This window comes from uncultured Candidatus Kuenenia sp. (assembly GCF_900696675.1).
GTDB classification, from domain to species: Bacteria; Planctomycetota; Brocadiia; order Brocadiales; family Brocadiaceae; genus Kuenenia; species Kuenenia stuttgartiensis_A.
Window position 1 is genome coordinate 1 of the sequence record NZ_CAADGZ010000053.1, and the last position, 23560, is coordinate 23560.

At 39.9% G+C, this 23560-nt stretch carries 23 protein-coding genes and 1 pseudogene; 10 read left to right on the forward strand and 14 right to left on the reverse strand.

All coding sequences use genetic code 11. The features are described 5' to 3' along the window. Window positions 1–241: 241 nt before the first annotated feature. The 6 genes from QZT26_RS09420 to QZT26_RS09445 form a co-directional block, all read right to left on the reverse strand. Window positions 242–460, reverse strand: coding sequence for a zinc ribbon domain-containing protein (locus QZT26_RS09420; protein ID WP_099323630.1), 219 nt, complete (start codon window positions 458–460; stop codon window positions 242–244). Window positions 461–476: 16 nt separating this feature from the next. Further along, window positions 477–1223: a LysM peptidoglycan-binding domain-containing protein gene (locus tag QZT26_RS09425; protein ID WP_164994899.1), complete on the reverse strand. Its 747-nt coding sequence runs from the start codon at window positions 1221–1223 to the stop codon at window positions 477–479. Between the two features lie 89 nt (window positions 1224–1312). Beyond that, window positions 1313–2131, reverse strand: a complete 819-nt coding sequence (gene lptB / locus QZT26_RS09430) for an LPS export ABC transporter ATP-binding protein (protein WP_164994900.1) — start codon at window positions 2129–2131, stop codon at window positions 1313–1315. Window positions 2132–2133: 2 nt separating this feature from the next. After that, window positions 2134–3639: a S26 family signal peptidase gene (locus QZT26_RS09435; RefSeq protein WP_295101812.1), complete on the reverse strand. Its 1506-nt coding sequence runs from the start codon at window positions 3637–3639 to the stop codon at window positions 2134–2136. A gap of 13 nt (window positions 3640–3652) precedes the next feature. Next, a complete protein-coding gene (gene lepA / locus QZT26_RS09440) occupies window positions 3653–5455 on the reverse strand; it encodes a translation elongation factor 4 (RefSeq protein WP_099323626.1) in 1803 nt (600 codons plus the stop codon). Continuing rightward, window positions 5422–6381: an ROK family protein gene (locus QZT26_RS09445; RefSeq protein ID WP_157775605.1), complete on the reverse strand. Its 960-nt coding sequence runs from the start codon at window positions 6379–6381 to the stop codon at window positions 5422–5424. Before QZT26_RS09445 ends, lepA begins: the two co-directional genes overlap by 34 nt. Window positions 6382–6896: 515 nt before the next feature. Between QZT26_RS09445 and QZT26_RS09450 the strand changes: the two genes are divergently transcribed. The 3 genes from QZT26_RS09450 to QZT26_RS09460 are packed head-to-tail and all read left to right on the forward strand — an operon-like array spanning window position 6897 to window position 8539. Further along, on the forward strand, window positions 6897–7313 hold the full coding sequence (locus QZT26_RS09450) for an EamA family transporter (protein WP_295101813.1): 417 nt from the start codon (window positions 6897–6899) through the stop codon (window positions 7311–7313). Window positions 7314–7337: 24 nt separating this feature from the next. Then, a complete protein-coding gene (locus tag QZT26_RS09455; protein WP_099323622.1) occupies window positions 7338–8024 on the forward strand; it encodes an HAD-IB family hydrolase in 687 nt (228 codons plus the stop codon). Window positions 8025–8035: 11 nt separating this feature from the next. After that, window positions 8036–8539, forward strand: coding sequence for a nitroreductase family protein (locus QZT26_RS09460; protein WP_099323621.1), 504 nt, complete (start codon window positions 8036–8038; stop codon window positions 8537–8539). Between the two features lie 325 nt (window positions 8540–8864). Here the strand turns inward: QZT26_RS09460 and QZT26_RS09465 are convergent, their stop codons facing one another. The 3 genes and pseudogenes from QZT26_RS09465 to QZT26_RS09475 all read right to left on the reverse strand — a co-directional run bounded on the left by QZT26_RS09465 (window position 8865) and on the right by QZT26_RS09475 (window position 9687). Next, complete coding sequence (locus tag QZT26_RS09465; RefSeq protein ID WP_295101816.1) at window positions 8865–9203, reverse strand: hypothetical protein; 339 nt, start codon at window positions 9201–9203, stop codon at window positions 8865–8867. Window positions 9204–9457: 254 nt separating this feature from the next. Beyond that, window positions 9458–9574: pseudogene (locus QZT26_RS09470) on the reverse strand (hypothetical protein); the annotation flags it as partial. Beyond that, window positions 9559–9687: a hypothetical protein gene (locus tag QZT26_RS09475; protein ID WP_261341075.1), complete on the reverse strand. Its 129-nt coding sequence runs from the start codon at window positions 9685–9687 to the stop codon at window positions 9559–9561. The pseudogene QZT26_RS09470 and the gene QZT26_RS09475, both read right to left, overlap by 16 nt. 736 nt (window positions 9688–10423) lie before the next feature. On the opposite strand from QZT26_RS09475, the gene QZT26_RS09480 reads away from it, so the two are divergent. From QZT26_RS09480 to QZT26_RS09490, 3 genes are read left to right on the forward strand one after another with little or no spacing between them, the layout of a single operon-like run. Beyond that, on the forward strand, window positions 10424–11023 hold the full coding sequence (locus tag QZT26_RS09480; protein ID WP_157775596.1) for a RimK/LysX family protein: 600 nt from the start codon (window positions 10424–10426) through the stop codon (window positions 11021–11023). Further along, window positions 11016–12542, forward strand: coding sequence for a UUP1 family membrane protein (locus QZT26_RS09485; RefSeq protein ID WP_164994903.1), 1527 nt, complete (start codon window positions 11016–11018; stop codon window positions 12540–12542). The genes QZT26_RS09480 and QZT26_RS09485 overlap by 8 nt, the downstream gene beginning before the upstream one ends. Beyond that, window positions 12542–13492 carry an alpha-L-glutamate ligase-like protein gene (locus QZT26_RS09490; RefSeq protein WP_295101820.1) on the forward strand — a complete coding sequence of 317 codons (951 nt, stop codon included), beginning with the start codon at window positions 12542–12544 and terminating at the stop codon, window positions 13490–13492. Before QZT26_RS09485 ends, QZT26_RS09490 begins: the two co-directional genes overlap by 1 nt. Window positions 13493–13703: 211 nt before the next feature. Here QZT26_RS09490 and mqnC read toward each other — a convergent pair whose 3' ends face one another. Next, the gene (gene mqnC, locus QZT26_RS09495; protein ID WP_295101822.1) at window positions 13704–14786 is read right to left on the reverse strand and encodes a cyclic dehypoxanthinyl futalosine synthase; all 1083 of its coding nucleotides are present in this window, start codon (window positions 14784–14786) and stop codon (window positions 13704–13706) included. After that, on the reverse strand, window positions 14776–15630 hold the full coding sequence (locus QZT26_RS09500) for a menaquinone biosynthesis protein (protein ID WP_099323613.1): 855 nt from the start codon (window positions 15628–15630) through the stop codon (window positions 14776–14778). Before QZT26_RS09500 ends, mqnC begins: the two co-directional genes overlap by 11 nt. A gap of 207 nt (window positions 15631–15837) precedes the next feature. On the opposite strand from QZT26_RS09500, the gene QZT26_RS09505 reads away from it, so the two are divergent. Together QZT26_RS09505 and QZT26_RS09510 are read left to right on the forward strand one after the other, a co-directional pair. After that, entirely contained in the window at window positions 15838–16587 is a 750-nt protein-coding gene (locus QZT26_RS09505) for an FmdE family protein (RefSeq protein WP_295101824.1), read from the forward strand. Beyond that, window positions 16587–17747, forward strand: a complete 1161-nt coding sequence (locus QZT26_RS09510; RefSeq protein ID WP_099323611.1) for an amidohydrolase family protein — start codon at window positions 16587–16589, stop codon at window positions 17745–17747. Before QZT26_RS09505 ends, QZT26_RS09510 begins: the two co-directional genes overlap by 1 nt. 57 nt (window positions 17748–17804) lie before the next feature. On the opposite strand, the gene QZT26_RS09515 is transcribed toward QZT26_RS09510, so the two are convergent. The 3 genes from QZT26_RS09515 to QZT26_RS09525 all read right to left on the reverse strand — a co-directional run bounded on the left by QZT26_RS09515 (window position 17805) and on the right by QZT26_RS09525 (window position 20734). After that, window positions 17805–18734 (reverse strand): hypothetical protein, encoded by a 930-nt coding sequence (locus QZT26_RS09515; protein WP_295101826.1) that lies wholly within the window; start codon window positions 18732–18734, stop codon window positions 17805–17807. A 193-nt stretch (window positions 18735–18927) separates the two neighbouring features. Further along, complete coding sequence (locus tag QZT26_RS09520) at window positions 18928–19125, reverse strand: hypothetical protein (RefSeq protein ID WP_099323609.1); 198 nt, start codon at window positions 19123–19125, stop codon at window positions 18928–18930. Window positions 19126–20272: 1147 nt separating this feature from the next. Further along, complete coding sequence (locus QZT26_RS09525) at window positions 20273–20734, reverse strand: PTS sugar transporter subunit IIA (protein ID WP_164994905.1); 462 nt, start codon at window positions 20732–20734, stop codon at window positions 20273–20275. A 461-nt stretch (window positions 20735–21195) separates the two neighbouring features. Here QZT26_RS09525 and QZT26_RS09530 point away from each other — a divergent pair, with 461 nt between their 5' ends. Together QZT26_RS09530 and QZT26_RS09535 are read left to right on the forward strand one after the other, a co-directional pair. Beyond that, window positions 21196–21933: a carboxypeptidase-like regulatory domain-containing protein gene (locus tag QZT26_RS09530; protein WP_157775590.1), complete on the forward strand. Its 738-nt coding sequence runs from the start codon at window positions 21196–21198 to the stop codon at window positions 21931–21933. A 428-nt stretch (window positions 21934–22361) separates the two neighbouring features. Then, window positions 22362–23560 (forward strand): NAD(P)/FAD-dependent oxidoreductase (locus QZT26_RS09535; RefSeq protein WP_295101830.1); only part of this gene is annotated, 1199 nt, incomplete at its 3' end.

Here is a 23560-nt window from a genome sequence, read left to right on the forward strand (position 1 = left end):
GGCCAAAGGCCGCGCTAGGCAATTTGTGGTTCCTTTTTCGTATTTCGTATTTCTTATCTCGTGCTTGTTTGGTTCCGGTGCTGCCAGTTTAGGAATTTTCGATATTTTGCAGAGACGCATTGTATGCGTCTGGAAACTGCTATGCGTAATGAAAATGTTTACAAAACAAAGAGACGCATGCAATGCGTCTCTACATTAACATTATCAACAGATGCAGTGGCGAAGCGCCGGAAAAGGCTCATTAGCCCATTGCACAACAACCACAACCGCCGCCCGCCTTGTTTCCTGCGGGGGCAGGATTGCCGTTGCCTGTTCCTGAGGCTCCAAAAACGGAAAATATTTTTTCAACGTGTTCGCTTCGGCAGGAAGGGCAGAATAGCATTTTTTGTTCAGAGGTGCTTTTAAAATATTCCTCAAATGTTATGTTGCATTTATTGCATTTAAATTCATATACGGGCATACTGCTTTCTCCATTATTAAGGTAAATAAGAGACAGGGTTAACAGGTTTATCTTTTACATATATTTTAAAGTGAATTTCTTTTGTGCTGCTTTCCTTTGTGAGGGGATCAAAAGTGGCAATTGTCTGCCCTTGTTCAATATAGTTTCCCTCGCTGACAATTGGTATGCAATGGACGCCGTATAAAGTTCTTACTTCCCCATCATGTTTGATTACGACCACATAAAAATTATTGTCCGAACCGGAAACTGCTTCTACCGTTCCTTTTTTTGCCGCAACGATTTCTTGTCTTGAATGGGGTTGTATACTTATACCCATAAACTTTTTGCCGTTTCTTGTTTGATTAAAATGCGATACGATATCCCCTTTTACGGGCCAGATAAAACCTTTTGAAGAAACTACCCGGTTTTGAGACGGCATTGCGCTTACTGTTGGGTTGCTATATGTATAGGAAACATTGTTCGAAGGAATAGTAATTTTCTGTCCTATCTTTAAATCCCGTATATCTTTTATTTGATTTGCCGCCACAATTGACTCGACCGACACACCGTAATTTTTTGAAATACGCCACAATGTATCCCCTTTCATAATCGTATAGGTAGTCAACGCCTTTTGTGGTTCTTCAGAAGCTACCGGCTTTTCTTTAAGCAATGGAATTTCCGTTTTTTCTTTTTGAGTGGCGCACCCACCCAGAAAAAACAATGCAGACACGGCTGAGAGAAAGATGATATAAACGTTACGTAAATAACTTTTTATGCTATTCATATTAAGAGGTCTTTCATCCTTAGTCCTTCATTAACTACCGATTGCCGACTGTAGATTGTAGACTGTAGAATTGCCTACTGCTTAAGACACTATTTTATAATGGCGTCTTTTCGAACAATGGGTTTTTTCTTTTTATTTGTTGATGTTTTCCTGTGCTGATAATCGAAATCGGCTAACCGATGTTCACTGTTCGGGAAATTATCACCGAGATAAGACTGGCGTGCGACCGGATTATTTAATATTTCCTGTGTTGTGCCTTTTGCGACAACCTCGCCTTCGCTGATAATATATGAATGAGAGGTAATGCTCAGCGCCTCCCGGACATTGTGGTCGGTAATAAGAATGCCGATGCCCTTATCTCGGAGTTTTAAAACGATTTCCTGCACCTCATTTACCGCAATAGGATCCACACCGGTGAAGGGTTCGTCCAGCAAAATCATGGAAGGAGAGCTTGCAAGCGCCCGCGCAATTTCAAGACGCCTTCTTTCTCCGCCGGAAAGGGTAAATGCCTTATGTTTTGAAAGCGATTTCAAATTGAATTCGGTAAGCAAATCGACAAGTAATTTGTATTTTTCATGAGAATTGTATCTGTGGGTTTCCAGGATCGCCAGAATATTTTCTTCCACCGTTAAACGCTGGAAAACAGACGGTTCCTGGCATAAATATCCCATGCCTTTACGCGCCCGCAAATATATAGGCATATGGGTAACGTCTTCGTCTTGAAATATTACCCTTCCGCTATCCGGTCGGATAATTCCAATAACCATATTGAAAGAGGTGCTTTTCCCTGCCCCGTTTTGGCCAAGCAATCCGACTATCTCGCCTCTGTTTATTTCGAAACTGACATTGTTTACAACAGTGCGTTTACCGAAAGATTTTGTTAACCCTTCTGTTCGGAGTAAGTTCATATCTATTTAATAAAGTTGATGTTTTCTAATGGCCAGAATACAAAAAATGCCTTCCCTATAACATTCTTTCCTGGAACAAACTTCCACACGCGGCTATCGTTACTGTTTCTGCTGTTGTCCCCTAATACAAAATAATCTTTTTCCTTCAATTGAATTGGCTGGGAAGTGCCATAGGTATCGTCCGAAAGGCGTGTATAATAAATGTCGTGATATATTTGAATATTGTCATACTTCACCTTTGCGTTCGTCCCGCCAAAACGCACCTTGCTTGAGTCAAATGGGCGGAACGCGGGGATACTCCCGTTATAATAGTCGAATGAAAATACATTAACGTCATTTACTTTAAGCGATACGATATGATCTACATTGGAAAATTCTATCTTATGTGTCTGGTTGACGGTTAAATGAAAATCTTTTTCCACTACAACATTATTTGATCTCGAAAGAGTACACTTGTTTGCGATATCTTCGATGGGAATACTGGCGGAAAAGACCTCTTCATTTTTTTCAAGAACAAATTCCAATCGATGCGACCCTTTTGCCGGAGTAACGTTAAGGCTTATTTTGATGTCTCCCACTTCATTTTCTCCGGAACGGTTATTGTAACCGTTCTGATCGGATATTTGTTGCCCAAAAGTAACCAGCGACGTCCCGGAATTATCTTTATTCAGATTATTCAATGACAGTGATTTCTCAGTGACATTCCAAAATTCATTGTCTATTATCCAGGTAGGAACCACTTCTTCATGTATGGTGTAATTACCGTTATAAACAGGCATCCATAACGCATTCTGTGCTTTTTCAGGTTTTCTTTGTATTTTGTCGTTTATATAAATATCACCATTTACGATCTGCAGCTTTTCACCCGGCAATCCAATCAGCCGTTTAATATAATTCTTCTTCTTTTTTGAAAATTTTGTAGAACCACACCGCGGACAGGATAAACTGTCACGCCATTTTACATCAGGTATCAGAACCGAACAGTTTTTACATTTTATATCATAGAACGGATAGACAAAGACCATGACGTCCCAGCGTTTCGGTTTGGTAAATGTATACCAGAATTTATTTACCAGTATTCTGTTACCGCCATGCGTGACCCGGTTTGACAAATCCTTCCATGCTATTTTTGTTTGGCAAGCGGGGCATGTGCCTTTTCTCCATAGCCAGGGGGGCCAGTTGTATCGGATCTTGCCATTGCATGCAGTGCAGTAAAGAGAGGTATTTATTTCAAATTGGCAATTGGGGCAGGTAGCGGTCTCGCTTTGGCGGTCGGCATAGAAACTCCAGTTACAGTTAGGGCAACTGACGTCCTTATGCACACCCAACAGAGTAGGCGCCATCGATCCTGTTGGAATTTTAAATGCTTCTACGACAAAATAACGGATAGCGAATGCCAATGCCACCGCTATGGCTATTGATTCTATATTTTCGCGTAACTTATGTTTACGCTTTTTCTTTTTATCCGGCAAATCTGTCTTTTTAGTGTTTTCCTTATTTTTGAACACAAACCACCCTTTTTTATTCATCATCATCAATCGACAGTACGGACAAGAATGCTTTCTGGGGTATTTCCACGTTTCCCACCGATTTCATACGTTTTTTCCCTTCTTTCTGTTTTTCAAGAAGTTTCCTTTTTCTCGTAATATCTCCGCCGTAACATTTGGCCGTAACATTTTTAGCAATAGGTTTAATGGTCTCCCTGGCAATTACCCTGCTCCCGATAGCTGCCTGCAGTACCACTTCAAACAGGTGTCTGGAAATCTCTTTTTTTAACTTCTTCACCTGTTTTCTTCCTCTGACCTCTGCATCCTTTTTGTGTACTATGGTTGAAAGGGCGTCTACTCTTTTCCCGCCAACCAGGATATCTAATTTTACAAGATCGGCAGATTCGTATCCTATTAAGTCGTAATCCAATGTTCCATAGCCTCTTGTGGCTGATTTCATTTTATCAAAAAAATCAAAAATGATTTCCGCTAAGGGCAGTTCGTATACAAGAATCGCACGTTTTTCACTTAAATATTCAGTGCTTTTGTATCTGCCCCTTCTTGCTTCAGCAAGTTGCATGATAGCGCCTAAATATTCTGTAGGCAAGACAAAACTTGACCGCACCATTGGTTCGCGAAATTCATCTATTTCATTTACCGGAGGAACACTTTCAGGATTATCGACTCTGATTACTTCTTTATTTGTTTTTAAAATTTCATAGGTTACGTTAGGCGCCGTCTGCACTATATTGATATGACTTTCCCGTTCCAGACGTTCCTGAACGATATCCATATGTAAAAGCCCGAGAAATCCGCACCGGAAACCGAATCCCAACGCCTGAGAAGTTTCAGGGATAAAGCTGAAGGAAGAATCGTTCAGGCTTAAACGTTCCAGTGCCTCACGAAGCACTTTAAAATCAGCATTGTCCACAGGATAGATACCGCAATAGACCATTGGTATTGGCTGCCGGTAGCCTGTTAACGGTTTTTCCGCTTTTTCCTTGTTTAAGGTGACAGTATCGCCTACTTTAACATCGTGAATGGACTTAATATTGGCAATGCAATATCCTACTTCACCGGTAAACAGTCCGTTTTTGGGTGCCATTTTTGGTTTAAAGACGCCGACCTCTTCCACCTTAAACGAACGCCGTGTTTTTATCATGAATATTTCATCGCCCACTTTTAACGATCCGTCAAAGACACGCAGATAAATAATGACGCCCCTGTACGCATCATACTCCGAATCGAAAATTAACGCCCGCAGCGGCCCACTGGGATCGCCTTTTGGCGGTGGGATATATTTAATAATAGCGTCAAAAATCTGATCAACGCCTTCTCCGCTCTTTGCGCTCACCATTAATGCCTCTTCAGAGCTAATGCCCAGGGTCTTTTCCATTTCAGCTAATACCTCATAAGGGCGTGACTGCGGCAAATCAATTTTACTTACCACAGGGATAATTACCAGATCATGTTCCATTGCAAGGTAGGTATTGGCGACTGTCTGCGCCTCCACACCCTGCGAGGCGTCCACCAGCAGCAAAGCCCCTTCGCATGAACCCAGACTTCTCGATACTTCATAGCTAAAATCAACATGGCCCGGGGTATCGATGAGGTTTAAATTATACTCTGTTTCCCCGCGCCTGAGCGTCAATGCCACCGCACTTGCCTTTATGGTAATGCCGCGTTCACGTTCCAAATCCATATCATCAAGCATCTGATTCCGGAATTCTCTCGTAGATATCGCCTGCGTCCTTTCCAGAAGGCGGTCTGCCAGGGTTGACTTTCCGTGATCGATATGTGCAATTATGCAGAAATTTCTAATTCTTTCAGTAGACATCCGGCAGCTCCTATTATTCCCGCATCAGTACCAAGTTGTGAAAATAGTATTTTCGTATCCTTATATGATGCCTTTAAAACCCTTTCTTCTATTGTCCGTTTAACCGGACGCATTAACAATTCTCCGGAACCAATCAGGCCACCTGACAATACAACAGCCCCGGGATTCAATATGTGTATGATATTAACGATAGCAATGCCGAGATAGCGTCCTGTTTCTTCAATGATACTCAACGATGCACCATCTCCCTGTACGGCAGCTTCATTGATCCTCTTAGCGGTAATTTCCTCATCCTTTTTTAATAATGAAGCCTTGCCGCTTTCCAATAACTCCCTGAATCGTCTTACCATGCCAGGCGCGGATGCATACACCTCAATACATCCATAATTGCCGCAATTACACAGAGGGCCGTCTGTTTGTATCGACATATGGCCTATTTCTCCGGCAGTATTATTTATTCCCCGCCACAACTTATTATCCAGGATAATGCCGCCACCGATTCCCGTACCCAGCGTTAACATTACCAATGAACTGACGTCTTTCCCGGCCCCTACCCATTTTTCTCCCCAGGCGGCTGCATTTGCATCATTTTCCAGGATGCAGGGCAAACCAAATGTATCGGATATAATTTTTTTAATGGGGATATCACGCCATTTGGATAAATTTGGTGAAAACAAAATAGTCTCGCCTTTTTTATCAATAAGTCCGGGAGAACCAAGCCCTATACCAAGAATATCGGACTTCTCAATGCGGACATTTTTTATTATTCCGGCGATAAGTTCACATATTTGATGGGAAATTACCTGTGATTCCGCATGGGCGTTCGTTTTTATTGAAAATTGATACAAAATGTTGCCATCCCGCCCAACAATGCCGGCTTTTAAATTAGTGCCGCCTAAATCCACGCCGATGATATATTTGCACAAATCCAGCACCTTTATTGGTAAACCCCTGCTTACGGTTTAAAAAAAATCATTTTACAAATAATTTTATAAATGGTAAATGGTAACAAAAGTATTGCGGCAAATCAAGGCATATAAAGCTATCAGGCTGAAACGTAATAGGACGTAACACCATGCATCATGCGGGGTTAAAAGTGCATGGCGGTGCGGATAAAAGCTTCATTTTGCCGGGAAATAACGACTGCCCTCAGGCACCAGTCTCCAATATCCAATCTCCGGTCTCCAATCCCCAGTCATCAATCTGCAATTTGCCGACTGCCGACTGCCGACTGTAGATTGCCGATTGCCTATTGCCGACTGTATCTGGAGAATTTCATTGTCCGTTTCACAAGAATCATATAAAGTTTTAATCTGCAAACAATGCACGTAGGGGCGAAGCATTTGCCCGTTTGGGTATGAACGCATTTATGACAATCTATAGCAAATGCTTCGCCTCTACACTATTCAGCATTCAGAACAACTATTCGAGGTAAGGCAATATGGCGCCATATTATCTTGCAATTATTACCGCTATTCTCTGGGGTACCGTTGCTTTTTTAGAAAAGGTAGGGCTTTCTTCTGTTGAACCTATGACGGCTTATATAGTGCGAAGTTCGGGCGTAGTCATTGGTGTTATTATTATCGTGTTGTTTACTTCAAATCTGTCAGCCGTCGGGAGGATGGGAATCAAGTCCATTTGCTGCCTTGTGCTTGCAGGTCTTTTGGCGGGTTTTATAGCACAGGTGATATTTTTTAAGGCAATTAAAACGGGGGAAATTTCAAAAGTTGTTCCTATTACCAGCAGCGCCCCGTTGTTTACCTTTCTTTTTGGTTGTATTTTTTTGGGAGAGGAGGTTACCTTTTCCAAAGTTATGGGTATGCTGTTAATTTTAGGGGGGCTGATGTTGCTTCGTTAGAAAGCACCCTTATAGTTTTTTTTATTGAAAGAAACATATTCAATAAGTAAAATCCTGCGCGTGAGAAAAGCAGCTATTTTTGATATCGACGGAACAATAATTAAGGGTATTTCCTCCGAAAGGGTTTTATTTTATTATCTTCTGGAAAAGAGGGTAATAAATTTCAGTAGTCTGTTGCGTTTTGCCGCAGCTTTTCTCCGGAAATGTTTCAGTTTAAAGGGGCTGTCTTTCAGAAAGAATAAATACTATCTAAAGAATAATGATTATGAAAATATTATTGGCAATATAGACGAATGTTTTCATAAGCGAATATTGCCGCATATATCGGAATATGCGTTACAGGAAATAAAGAGACTGAAAAATGAAGGATATCTGATCATTTTACTATCAGGTACGCTGAGTCCAATGGTAGAATGCTTTACAAAAGTTTGCAATGCCGATATTGGGATAGGTACTAAACTTGCCGTTGACAATGAAGGCAGGATTACCGGTGAGATTGACGGCATCCATTCTTACTGCGGCGGGAAGGTGAAGATTATTGAACGCCTTGTTTCAGAATATAGTTTGGATCTTTCATCTTCCTATGGTTTTGGCAACGCATATGTGGATGTAAAATTTTTGCGTATAGTGGGATACCCGGTAGCGGTAAACGCAAGTCCTATGCTTTGGTTGTATGCCAGGGCGAATCAGTGGAAAATGGTCACTTTTTAAGGGGATAGCAAATGAATATATACAATATTATGAAAGAAAGACGGAGTGTGCGTTCTTACAAGAAAGAGTCTGTTCCTGAAGAAAAACTGGAACGAATACTGGAGGCGGCAAGAAATGCGCCAAGCGCCGCCAACCGCCAACCGGTATGCTTCTTTGTGATTAAGAATGAGAATGTGAAAAAACAACTGAAAGAAGCGTATAGCGAAGAATGGTTTTACACCGCCCCTGTGATAATTGGCGTATGCAGTATTCCGGAAGTAGCGTGGAAACGAGGTGACGGAAAAAATTATGCGGATATAGACGCCGCAATAGCGATGGACCATCTCATCCTTGCCGCCACAGAAGAGGGACTGGCTACTTGCTGGGTTGCCGCTTTTAAGATATCTGTCGTAAAATCAGTCCTTCATCTTCCGCCCGGCATTGAACCTGTTGCGTTTACGCCGCTTGGTTATCCTGAAATTATGCCTGACCCTACTCATCGTAAATCGCTGAAAGAATTGACAAAATATATATGATGTATGGGAATTTGGCAAGTTCCCTCTTAGGAAAGGATTAGGGGGTAGTCCCTTTTCAAATACCGGTACAATCCTGAAGGGGTGAACTGTTACGACAATTATTTATTTATGAACTATGCATTTCAGGATGCGCAGGACGCTTATGGAAAGAATCTGCCATTTGCCGTAAAATACAAGGGCTATTTTGGGATTAATGTAGCGCCTTGCAGGTGTATGTAAATACCAACCTCATGGATCGTTTCAGCGACCAAATTCTTTGCCGGTACCGCTTTCTCCGGTGATTAACGCGGTAGTGTTTGCACATCTGCCAGATTTTTAATAGTCGCTAAAAACCGATTGCATTTTTTCTGATCTGCTGATAACTACGATGAAATTTATTTGATTCAATGTGGCTATTATTTGCTGTTTCTTCTGATACGGATTTGTCTTTTACCACCAGTACTATCCCGATAATAGCGCCTTTTTCGTTAAGAAGCGGAGAAGTCGTAACATTAACTATTTGATTCATATTGCTGCTTTTCTGACATTGCACATAGAACATTTCTTTTGTTTGCTTATTTCTCAAAGTTTTTGCAATCGATAGAAGGCATTTTCCGCTACAATGTTCAGTATATGTGATAAATTTCCTGCCTTTTGCACTATCGGCCAGATCACATATTCTCATGGCCAAATCGTTTGCTTATAATATGGTCAGGTCTTTGTTCATGATAATTATCGCATCATTTACGCTTCTGAGTACGGCCTTCATATTGAAATAATTGTTTTTTTTCTATCAAGCGCTATCTTTTTCTCTAACGCTTTCTTCGTAATATTTAACAGTTGCTCCTGCGTTACAGGCTTAGGAATATAATTGAAGGCGACAAGCCTCACCGCTGATGTGGTGCTTTCAATTTCCGGAGCGGCGGTAATAATAATAACCTAACAGTTCATATTTTTACGTCTGATAGCTTCAGGAATCTCTATACCCGTTTTCCCCTTTAAGACAATATCGGTAAATACCACATCGTAGTTTGTTTTTTTCAAAGCTGACAACGCATCCTTATAATTCTCAACAGTATCAACGTCATACCCTTCATCTGAGAGAAATTCCCTGAAGGTATACTCTGTATGCTTTCTTCGTCATCAATGACTGATATTTTCGCTTTCATTCTGACCCTCTTACATTATAAAAAACCGTCGTCATAATGTCTGGTTCAACACGAACAAACAAAGTTTGTCAATGCCACCCTTATTTTTAATTGAAAATTTGTAACAATTTGTTTTTTTTGAAAAATTCCAATAATATCGATGCTTCGCCCCTACACTAAGCATACTATCAAACGGATGTTCACACCAATTTAAAAAAATGCCGTAAAAGCCTTATATTTATTGGCTTTTACGTCACAAAGCAAGTTTTTTTCGTGACTGCCCTATAATCCCGGCAACTTTATCTGCAACGCCTCTAAATTAAAGGGTCAGGCCGGATTTGTGATACTTATACTCAAGGAGTTCACAAAATGTGATTTCAGGAATGCTATAACTATTTATGTCAACAGAAGTTAAATCTAATTTCAAAAATCCATATTTGTGAACTCTTACAGTATATATTGCCTGATACTTTTCTGTCATCACCGTAATAAATAAGCATTTGACATTAACGGCACGTTCTTTTTAAAATAGCCTATGTTATTTTTATGTTTTATAAATACTGTGATACTTTGTATTTACCATTTTCACCTAACGGTAATGATTATTTAATGCCTGTCAGTGAAGAAAAACAGAAAAAAGGTCAAACAATGAAGCACAGTATTCGTATTGCAAATGATTTTTAGTGTAATTTAAGGAACTATTATGGACAATTCACATTTCTTTTTTAGATTCAATTGCTCTGGAGGCATTATTTCAATGATAAAATCTATGTTTCCCCCTTTTCGGGCTTGTGAAATAGCTACTGCCGGATTTCTACAAAGATTTGTTTCCCATTTATTATTGTATAAAACTAAAAGCATATTTATTATAGCCAGTTTATTTTTGGTTTTTGCATTCCATTCGTTGGCAGATGCAAAAAGTAAAGAAATTTTGGGCCGGGTAGAGAAGATTCTTGTTTTCCCCGGGAACATTGTTTTAAAAGCAAAAGTAGATACCGGCGCCAAAACCTGTTCCATAAATGCCCCTGTTTATACCTTATTTGAGCGGGATGGTGAAAAATGGGTGAAATTTGAATTGATAAATGAAAAAGGAGAAAAGTTGAATATTGAGGAAAGGGTCATACGCACAGCAACAGTAAAGCGTATAGGAATGCCGTCAGAAAAACGCCCCGTTATTAAACTTGGCATTTGCATAGGAGGTATTTATAAGGAGGTTGAAGTAACTCTTTCAAACAGGACACGGTTTATGTATCAGATGCTTATAGGGAGAAATTTTTTGCTGGACGATTTTTTCATAGATGTATCCTCCACCTATTCCAAAGAACCAAAATGCGAGAGTGTTTTCGGCGATGAATAGAACACATTTTTACTTTTTTATCTTCAGCCTCTTACTCATAAGCTGTGGTTTGATCGCCTATAAATATTTTGTATTTGGTTTTCCTATAGTCCCGGAGGAAAAGGCTAATTTTTGGAATATTGAAGTTCATGTTTCCTTTGATGCACAGAACGAACCGGCAAAGGTGGTGTTATTCTTGCCCGGATATTCAAGAAACTTTATTATTTCATCTGAAAATTTTGTCTCGAGGTCTTATGGTATAACCACTTCTACCGACAACATTAACCGGAGCGCAACATGGGCTATTCACGAGGCAAGTAAGCGTCAGGTGCTTCTCTACCGCATCCAGGTGAATAAAGTAAAAGTAAGAAATCCTCCGGATAGCGCACCCCCTCTTGAATGGGAAGTTCCTGAATTTTTGGAACCTAATCGGTCAGCAGCCAACGCCCTTCTTGTTGAAATCCTGAGAAAATCAGCAGATACTGATTCTTTTGTGATGAAATTATTCAAGCTTCTGAATGCCCAACCGCCAGATGAAAACGTTGCGATTCTTTTGGACAAAGAAGTTTCTGTGGATAAAAAGGTAGAATTAGCGGTTCAATTGCTTGCTCTTGCAGGCATTCCTGCCAGGGTAGTAAATGGTATTAAAGTAACCACCAGAACAAACGATGCGAAAATAGAAAGGTGCATAGAAGTGTATAGTGGCGGGAAGTGGACGGGTTACGATCCGGTTTCAGGAACATCATTAATTTCCGGGAACTATCTGGACTGGTGGAGGGGAACAAAACCATTAGTACAGTTATCCGGCGGGAAAAATCTGAAAACAAATATTTCTGTAGGTCTTCAGGAAGAGGATGCTATCAATGCCGCTATAAAAAGGGCGGAAACAATGAACCCGTATTTATTAAATTTTTCTTTATTCAGCTTGCCGCTCCATTTTCAGGCAGTTTATCATCTGTTGCTGCTCATTCCTATTGGCGTTTTATTTTTGGTTATCCTGCGAAATGTTATTGGTATTGAGACATTTGGCACTTTTATGCCTGTGCTTATCGCTCTGTCTTTCAGGGAAACACATTTAATTTCAGGTATTATATTATTTAGCATACTGGTTGCGATTGGAATGGCTGTGCGTTTGTATCTTGAGAATTTCAGGCTCCTGATGGTATCCCGTCTCGCATCCTTACTTATTATCATTATTATATTCATCGGGATATTCGATATTTTATTCTACAAACTTCATATTGAGATAGGACTCTCCATCTCAATATTCCCAATAGTCATTCTCACTATGACGATAGAACGAATGACCATTACGTGGGAGGAACGGGGGTCTAAAGCCGCATTGCAACAATGTGTGGGAAGTTTAATCGCCGCTTCCATTGTATACTTTTTTATGTTTAACAAATATAGCAGACACTTAATATTCGTATATCCGGAGATGCTTTTGCAGATACTGGCAATCGCCATGCTTTTGGGCAGGTATAAAGGGTACAGGTTAGTAGAGTTATTCCGTTTTAAGGAGTTTAATAAGATAAAATAATGATTCCAAAACTCATAAAACAATTGCATAAATTAGGAATTGTTGGAATTAATCGCCGTAATATCGATTATATCTCAAAGTATAATAAGCGGTGCCTATACCCGCTTGTGGATGACAAATTACTTACCAAGAAACTTGCAATACAGGCGGGCATTAACGTCCCCGAATTGTATGCCGTTGTAGCAGTAAACCATCAGGCACGGGATATACATGCCATTCTCAAAAAACATTCCACATTCGTTATTAAACCTGCCCATGGGAGCAGTGGAAATGGCATAATCGTTATCACCGGCCATTCTAAGAAAGGATATCGAACCCTGGGAAGGATGATCGTTAGTGAAGAGTTCCTTGAAAATCACATTTTAGAGATTCTTAGCGGCGTATATAGTATAGGAGGACATACCGATAGGGCGTTCGTAGAATATACGGTGCAGCTTGCCCCATTTTTCAGAGACCTTACCTATCAGGGAATGCCTGATATTCGCATTATTGTTTTTCTCGGAGTGCCGGTTATGTCAATGATGCGCCTGCCAACACATTTATCGAATGGCAAAGCAAATTTGCATCAGGGTGCAATAGGCGTTGGTATTGATATAGCAACAGGTATCACCACTACAGGGGTATGGTTTAATGATATTATTACGGAACACCCGGATACAGGTATTGAAATAACCGGCATAAAGATCCCAAACTGGGAGAATTTATTGAACCTGGCCGCACGGTGTTACCAACTCACAGGATTAGGTTATCAGGGAATAGATATTGTTATTGACAGAGACAAGGGGCCTATGCTCTTAGAATTGAATGCGCGTCCGGGTCTCAACATCCAAATCGCCAATTGCGCAGGATTATTGCCGCGTCTGAAAATCGTTGAGCAACGCTACAAAGAACTAAACACTTTGGAAGAAAGGGTTTCCTTCATACAAAATATTTGTAATATTTCAGCATAGATATACTCAAAGGGTTCACAAAATGTGATTTCAGAAATGCTATAACTATCTATGTCAACAAAAGTTAAATCTAATTTTAGAAATCCCTGTTTGTGAACTCTTACAGTATAGAAATGTTACTGATGGGTCTGCTTCGTCCATTCGGCATGCTCGGGACACAGGCTTTGACCCATCCCACATAATTCTCTCTCTTATTCGGAAGACAATGGATTTACACGAGGGTATAATATAAATCGCGCTGTTTCGCCTGGTAGCCGGCGTCGTTTATCAAAAATTCAATTTCCTCTTTTTCCATGGTATAACTTACTCCCGCTGCCTTCACAACATTTTCCTCAATCATTGTGCTCCCCATGTCATTCGCACCGAATTTTAAAGAGAGTTGCGCTATTTTAGCGCCTTGTGTGACCCATGATGCCTGGATATTCTCAATGTTATCAAGATACAGCCGGGAAATGGCTAAGGTTTTTAAATAATCATGACTGCCGGAAAGAGCGTTTTCCAATTGTGTGTTTTTCGGTTGAAATGTCCATGCGATAAAGGCGGTAAACCCGCCTGTTTTATCCTGGAGCTGCCGGATTTTTTCAAAATGTTCGATGCGTTCTTCCGTAGTTTCGATATGGCCAAACATCATTGTAGCAGTCGTTTTCATGCCCTGTTCATGGGCAGATTGCATCACGTCCAGCCATTCCCGCGCAGAACATTTATTTGGGCTTATGATTTTTCTGCAACGATCCGTCAATATTTCAGCGCCGCCGCCTGGAATGGAATCAAGCCCCGCTTCTTTTAATATACGTATCACTTCCGGCATTGGTAGGGTATTTAGATGGGAAAAATGCATTATCTCCGGAGGAGAAAAGGCGTGTATGTGTATATCGAAGTTTTTCTTAATGGAGAGTAATAAATCAGTATAAAAATCTATCTTTAGCGTTGGGTGCAGTCCCCCTTGCATGAGTATCTGCTTACCGCCTAATGCTAAAGTTTCTTCTATTTTTTTATAAAGCTCCTTTTTTGAAATGATGTATCCATCACTATGTTCAATATTTTTATAAAAGGCGCAGAATTTGCACCCTGATGTGCAAATATTCGTATAATTGATGTTTCTGTCAATAATGTAGGTACGGAAGTTTTCCGGGTGTTTCATCTTGCAGACCTCGTCAGCAGCAATTCCCAACATGAGAAGCTCTTTATATTCAAAGAGACATGCACCTTCATCAGCAGTTATTCTTTTATTTTGTACCGGTTTTAAAAGTACTTCCTGCAGATGCTTGTCTGCCGGGCAGTAATCAGGTGTCATTAAATATAACCCTTTCTCCTTTGGGCGCTAATTCTATTGCTACCGCACACTGGTAAAATTTCTTAAGCCCTTGTATCTCCTCCTTCTCTAAATCGTATTGAATAGCATTTGTAAGATAATGCAGGCATGTATCGAATGATATATTAAGCCGTTTTGCTTCAGACACGGCAATTTCTTTTATGTGCTGAATGCCCATTTTTTTTGAGTTCAACAGTAATTCGTTTAGTCCGGGTATTTTTCTCCCTCGTTTCACCACCCAGACCGCATAAACAAAAGGCAGTCTTGTATATTCATACCATGCCTGTCCGAGGTCTAAGGTAACGTACCCATTGTCTGCCGCCTTGATAGCGTTATCGCCAATAATTAAAACAGCATCTGCCCTTGTTTCAGCAATGTTATACTGTTCATTAAATTGCGTGTACCCGGGCGTAAGGTGATATTGACCATGTAAAATAATCCTTGTAAGTGCGCGGGAAGTTAATGAACTTGTGTCTAATGCCGCAGTTTGTATGTTTGCAATCGGTACTTTAGAAAATATCTTAACGCTTTCAACCGCCCCGTGGGAAGCGATTGCTATATGCGGTATAATTGCAAAACACCCATTCCTGAAATATTCAATGGAAGGAATGAGGGCTACATCAATACGATCATTGTTCAGCATGCCAGGCAAAAGCGAAGGCACTTCAAATAACAATTCTATGGAATCTTTATGGCATTCAAGTCCATATATCAAAGGCTTTGCGTTCATATAAGGGACAATGCCTATCCTGATCTTTTCTGTCATATTGCACTTGCCTAAATCTTTATTCTTAGATAAACTAGCCTCTATTACTTTACTTTTCATACAGGCCCTGAAGCTATATTACTTAACATATTCCTAAACTGGCATAGCCAGCACCAATCAAGCATGAAATACGAAAGGCGGAACTACAGATTACATAGATTACATAGATTAAAAAATTTACCACAAGTGAAACATTTTATATGACTATTGTATTTTCTTCAATAGAGAATTACATTGACGTTATTATTAAAAAGGAATTTTACACCAATGAATAAATCACATACTGTTGCCCTGCTGGCAAAACGAGTCTTCTTTTGTTTTATGCTATTACTCCCTTTGTGTAAGTTGCTTAATGGTAATTTGGTATTCGCAGAAGGACAAACGAAATTTGCGCAGGATTTTTTTGACGTTGCTGAACCGATCACACTTAAAGATCCGCTGGCGGTCATCCTGGGCGCAATTGACAACGATGGAGCGTTTGTTTTTACGTATGCCGATGCGGTAAAGTTTGCCGGACATTCCTGTCCTGCAGTTGCCGGTGCGTACAAATCAACCCAATTGGCGCTGAAGGCATTATACGGCAAGGAGACGCCGGTAAGGGGAAATATAAGTGTGACCATCATGGGTGGCGTCGATGAAAATGTAAACGGGCCAATATCACAGATTGTGTCCATGATAACCGGCGCAGCCGCCGAGAACGGTTTTAAGGGCTTTGGCCCTGCCGGAAAATATGGACGGTACAATTTGATGTCATTTGCTCCTGAACAAAAGACAGATACAAAAGCAACGTGTACATTGTTATTTCAGCGAAGGGACACGGGGAAAACGGTTGAAATCACTTACGACCCGGCACTGGCACATGCGGATGAACGCATGGAAAAACTTATGCCTTTGGCGCTCTCCGGCAAAGCAACTGATGAACAAGCAAGGTTGTTTGGCAATCTGATGCAGGAGCGGGTAAAAACTATCCTTTTTCAACCACCGGAAGGCACGTTTATTATCAGGGAGAAACAATAATGCTTTCGATGAAAGGCGCTATTATTTATACCGGCAAAGAGGTCATAAAAGACGCTTTCATTAATTTTGACCACAATACGGTAGCTAACGTTTCAAATACACGTCAGGGAGAAATGCTTGGTGAGTATCCGGTAATCACCCCTGCATTTATTGATCCCCATTGCCATATAGGGATGTGCAGGGCAGGAGAACCTGCGAGTGAAGAAGAAGCAAATGAGAAAATGGATACATTTTTAACACTTGCAAACGCCATTGATTCCGTACAAATGGATGATGTATCTTTCGCCGACTCAATAGAAGCAGGCATACTTTATTCCTGTGTTTTGCCAGGCAGCGGGAATATTCTTGGCGGTAGCTCGGCGGTTATCCGCAACTACGGAAGCACAACCACAAACGCCCTCATCAGGGAAGCGCCAATTAGCATAAAAGCGGCGCTGGGATACAATCCCATGTCAACACGTGAATGGAAGGGAAAACGCCCATATACACGCATGGGCGCTTTGGCCCTCTTTAGGGAAAAACTATATGCCGTAATAAAAAAAATGGAAAAAATAGCGAAGGGCACAGAAATGAAAGATATAGATTTTTCCCGTGAAGATGAAATCCTGCGTGACATTCTCTGCGGAAAAATAGTATTGAGGGTACACGTACATAAGACGGACGATATCGAATCATTTCTGCGGTTTGCAGACGAATTCAAGGCAATACACCCTGAGTATGCCATAAAGTTTACCATTGACCACGCATGCGATGTTCATAAAATTGATATATTCCATAAATTAAGGGAAAGAAATATACCTGTTATTTACGGGCCTATGGATTCACTGGCGTATAAGGTAGAATTAAAACACGAAAACTGGAAAAACCTGCGATACCTCTTGGAATCAAACGTATCGTTCGGCCTCATGTCAGACCATCCAGTAATATTACAGAGAATGATTCTTTTGCAACTGCGCTGGTTTATTCGTTTCGGATTAAGCAAACAACAGGCAATTGAAATCATCACGGCAAAAAATGCATGGATACTGGGAATAGATACAATATTAGGCTCTTTAGAACCTGATAAATGGGCGTCATTTGTATGCTGGAACGGAGACCCGTTTGATCTAACCAGCTATCCCGTTACTGTGTATGGTGAGGGACGTTTGCTTCATCTTTAGATTTACGATTTACGAATTACGATTTAAAATCGTAATTCGTACTTCGTTTTTTTTATCTCAGTTTTTATCAGGGTTCATGAGTAAATTCAATACTTCCTGATAAGCCTTTGGTTTTTGTTCCGCTTGTTTCAAATACGTAATTAACATCTTTTTTGCTTCTTCGATTCTATTTTTTTCTTCCGGTTTAAGGGAGATTTCTTCTTTTTCGTAATCCCTCACTACATCCCCTGAAATATCTTCACCCCTGTCGGACAACAATTCGAGTTCCTCGCGATAAACCTCTGCCCGGCGTTCTAACAATTTCCGATAAGCGTTAAGGGTATTTTTTGCATCTTCAATCCGGACCTCCATTTCTCTTTTCAGGATATCTCCCTCTTTTCCCCGGTTTTCCACCTCTTTCTCCCGTGCGTCAGCGGACAATGAAGTAACTTCCTCATAATAAGACGAACTGCCTATTTGTCCCAAATAGTCGTTAAGCGTCTGCACAGCGTCTTCATATTTCTCACTTTCAACCTGAATGGCGCTGCGTAAATAATATACGTCGGGCGATAGTCTTGTCCCCAATGACATGAGTTTTTCAAAACAGATCTCAGCGTTAATATAATCGCCCTTATCCATGTATTTTTTTGCGTTTAGAAAATACTTATTTGCCAGTATCTCTTTCTGCCATTGAGCATCTGCCACAATGCGCATTTCTGAAGGCTTATTTGATTCTTCGTGCAAATCCGCTAATGCAAGGGTTTCAATATACTTCCAGTATTCGATTCTTTCTTTTATTTTCTTGCGGATTGAATCGTCTTCATCTGAATGCGGGTTATCAAGCTGTACCGCATCTGTATTTAAAAAAATCTCCCATCCTCTGATTTTATCTCTCAGCGGTATATTGCTTGTATCCATATCTGCCATGGCGTCATATACATCCTTTATTTGAAACAATAATGAATCCCATTGTCCCCTTTCCTGATTATTTTTTACCTCCTTACTCATGCAGATTTTCCATGGTGTATGTATGAAAACAACCGTGCAAAAGAAAACTATAAATAGTTTACCGATGGTTTTTATTGATTTGTGTATCATGTTTTTTAGTAATAGATAAAGAGTGATTGATAGAGTGGCATGGCCACGGAAAAAAATGTAAAAAGAACCATGCTGGGCATTGTGAACGGAATACGTTGTAAAATTATGGCGTCTCAACTTCCAGTTCAGGCTTTTTGTATTCTTCGTTTACGGTTGGTGTCTCCTTTGTTTCAGCATCTTTTTTTCCATAAATGGCATATTTATGATTACCGAAAAGTACATACCACATAATAAACATAATCAGGCCCGCAAATAATTTATTCCAACCCTTTCTGTTTCTTAAATTATCGATGGTTCCCATATCTTATTTCCCTCCTTTATAGTCAAACAAATAAAGTTTTCGAAAAATTTACACCCATCAGGCCTCTCTATCAAGAGGGGCTTCAGGGAGAGTTTGATAGTATGCTTAGTCAAATAAATCTATTTTTCAGAAAGCCATTTTATATTCAAACTTCTAAAATCAGATTTGATTGTACTATTGTTCTGTATTATCTGGCAATACGTAATAATATATATTATAAATCCGACAAACAGTTCGTCGTGAATTTCCCGAAAGGAAGAATGCAAGGCGGAGGAAATAAGGTCATCGTTGTATCAGCAAATAGGGCAATTGAAAGTGGAGTTAGACTGAGTTGAAAAAAAGCTGGACTTACCAGTTGAGGCAAAGAGGCGTTTGGTAGAGTTGGAGAACAAAGAGATCGGCATAGCCCGTCAATGTAAATTGTTAGGGCTACAAAGGTCGGGTTTTTATTACACGCTGATAGGAGAGAGCGCACATAACCTTGAGTTGATGAATAATATTGAAGGGTAGTACACGAGGAGTCCGTTTTATGGTGTAAGGCGGATGACGGTATGGTTAAGAAAGGAGGGGTATGAAGTAAATCGTAATAGGGTAAAACGACTCATGAGGCAGATGGATTTATATGCGATTTATCCATTTAATATCATTTGGATAAAATAAATTTTAACTTATTTCTATCAAAATATTGTCTTGACAATAGGGCACACCTCAAACAGCGCAAGTTATTTGTTTGCAACGATTTAACAAGTATTTTTTTAAAATACTAAAGTGTTACGGATATTTTCATTCCCCTTTGTGAGCCACCATATCATGAATGTTTCATTGGGATTTTATATTTTGGAAATAGATACACAATATATAGTGTTAAATTTGGCAAATGGCGTTGTGGGGATAAGTTGTTGGTAAAATCCGTTAGACAGTTCTATTTAAACGAGAATAAATGCAAATGGACGCTAACAAAAAAACTCATACTAACGTTTATTAGCGGTTCTATTTATTATTGGTGGATTCCTTGCAAAAAATGCCGCTGTAATGATAAAGTATTTTGTAATGGTTTCCCCTCACCTAATTTTATAATAATAAAATTTTTGGCAAATATATATTTAACAGAAGATACGGGTATTCTATATTTTAAGTCTTCATCTCATTAATTTTCTTCTTCTTTTTCACTTATAAGCTGCATTATTTCATCCGGAGATTTTGATTTAATTATTTTTTGTTTAAATGTTTCATCGACAAATAACCTTGCTATACTGCTGAGAAGCTCCAGATATATATTATTTGTTCTTTCCTTTGTTGCGATCAGGAAAACCAAATGTACGGGTTTTTCATCCAGGGCATTAAAATCGATGCCATCCTGTGATATTCCCAAACACGCAATAAAATCAGTAACTCCTAGTGTTTGTGCATGAGGGATTCCAATCCCACCGCCAATTCCAGTACTTTTAATCTTTTCCCGTGTGATTACTTTTTCCAGCAAATCTACTTCATCTACAACTTTTGCGGAAGATTTTGTTACTTTCACCATTTTTTCTAACACTTCAAATTTGTTCATTCCATATAGATTAATAATTATATGTTCTTTAGCTAATACATCAGAAAGTTTCACATTTGCCTCCCCTTTACCCAAATAATTTCTAACGCATTATACCAGTGACAATACATAAAGTAAAAAATATCTTCTTCCAAGGTATCTCCGCAATAAAACACTATAGTGTTATCATTTTTTTACATTGTAATTTTTAATTTAAAAAAATCAATTATTTTGTAACAATTTAGCTTTTTGTAAAATACATGGGACATAAAAAACAGGGTAAATAGGTAACTTCTCAATAAGTTGAGGTTTTTTATAATAATTTCCACCTTCAACAGTCTACAATCCGAAATTTGCTGATTGCCGACTGTAAACTGCCGGCTGTACCGTATTCCACATTAATAAATTAGGAACGAATAGCGAATGACCTTGGACCATTTTTTAAATATTTGACAATTCTTGTTATGATGTGTTACAAATTAGTTACATTGTATCTGTGTACTATTTTGCTGTTAATTCATAAAGGATTTCAGATTATGTCAAGAAGGCTTCCTGTTTTTATTGTATGCGTATTCATTGTTTTAAAGGCGGTAACAAGCTATGGCTATACGTTCGATTCAGGAACGTTGCGTGGCAGGATTATTGATGGTTTTGGGAAACCGGTTTCGTTTGCTGATATTGAAGTGACTTCAAATGGCTCAAAACATATGGCGACAACGGATACTTCCGGTAATTTTTCTGTAACTTATTCTCCCGGCAATATTCAATTAATGGCAAAAAAAACTGAATTTGTCCCGCTGAGTTATTCATTTATGGTTGAAGTAATTGATGAAATTGCCCTGGATGATATTACCCTGTGGAAGGTGCCTCCTGGCGGAGGATTATTTTTTGTAGGGAAAGATGATTATGTAAAAATAAATGAAGCAAAGTATGATTCAGAAAGTACCAGTAAAGAAAAAAGGTTTTACGTGAAAGGCACACCGACAAAAATTAACGGGAATACCCTGAGGATTATTGATTTTCAAACGGATAATCCGCTGGTTATGGGTAAGTCACTTTACCGTGTTGATAAAAACGGTTCTGTGGGAAGTATTGTTTTTTATCCTTCGATGAAGTATGTTTTGCATAAACTGGATGACACTTATTCAAGGGTTGGGGATAATGTAGGGCTGCGTGTAGCCGAATTACCACCAGGTAAATATTTTTATTGCGTAGGAGAGATGACGATACGTTCACGTAACGGAGGTGGCTTTTTCTTTGAGGTTTCATCGTAAGTAAACAATTTCCAAAATCAGGATAAATACACATTTCCCCCTCACCTGTAATAATTTGTTTTTTTTCAGAAAGAATACACTTCATACCTCTTTATTGAACACACCTCTCGCATTGTTAATGCATTTCTTTCAGAGAGCACAATGTGCTCTATAAATGTTAATCGTGCGTTTCAAATAAAAAGTAGTAACGCATAGAGCGGCTAAGCTTAATCTGCAATCGAATAATGAAACAGCCATGATCCTATTGTTCATAAATGGGAATGAAAATATTCACACAAAGACGCAAAGAGAGAAGTAGTGGGGGGCAAATTGATAATTGATAATTATCAATTTGAAATGGCCTGGCTGGCACACGAAAGGGAATGAGGTTTCTGGCACAGGAGGTTTTTCGCGATAAATTTCTGTAAAAATATGTGTGAAATTGTGATATGGCAGATGTGTACGATTTTATCGTAATTGGAGGAGGCCCTGCAGGGATGACGGCCGCCGGGCGGGCGGGAGAAAGAGGGAAAAGCGTAATCCTTCTCGAAAAGAATGCCCATCCGGGCAAAAAACTTCTTCTCTGCGCTTCCGGACGGTGTAATGTGACGAATACGGCGTCATTTGCCGCTTTTTTTGATGCGTATGAAAAGGCGGGGCCATTTATGCGCCCGTCATTGGGCATCTTCTCTCCTGAAAAACTACGGTCATTTCTTTACTCTTATGGTGTCGAAACTATTGAAGAAAGCAAAGGGCGTGTATATCCAAAAAGCCAAAAGGCAGAATCAGTTCTGGACGCACTGCTATCGTATCTTCGCATACATCGGATCACCATTAAGAAAAATTCACGCATAGTCTGCGTGAAAGAAAAAAATAAACAAGTGATTGGTGTGGAAACAGAGGATGGATTTATAGCGGGGCGCAATGTATTGATTGCAACAGGCGGCCTGAGCTATCCTTCTACCGGGAGCACGGGGGATGGCTATACACTTGCCTCTTCACTGGGCCATACTATTTGCAAGACATATCCCGCAATAATTGCCTTTGAGACGGAGGAGGCATGGGTGAAACAAGCGCAGGGAACTCCGATTAAAAACGCACAGATTACCGCTTGCCGGCAGGGCAGAAAAATCGCGCAACATTTTGGTGAAGCGCTTTTTACTCATTATGGGATATCCGGCCCGGCGATTCTCTCCATAAGCAAACGTATTATGGAAAATCATGGAAACGGCGCGGTACGAATAGGCATCGATTTCAAACCAGATATGTCGCCTGCCGAGCTAACCACGCAACTGGTAAAAAAAATCAATACTAACGGCGGTAAGGCAATAAAAACATGCCTTACGTATTTTGTTCCTGAAAAACTTTCTCCTTTACTACTGAATATATGCGGAATTGACGAAAAGAAGAAGGCCTCCCAAATAACGACAAAAGAAAGAAAAAAGATACTGGACCAGTTGAAAGGTCTGTCCCTTACCCTATCGTCCCACAGGCCGGTTGAAGAAGCTATTATAACCGGCGGCGGAATTGACCTGGATGAGGTTGAATCGCGAACAATGGAATCTAAGTTAATAAAGGGATTATACCTCGCCGGGGAGGTGCTTGATGTAGATGGCCCAACAGGAGGATTTAACCTTCAGGCAGCATT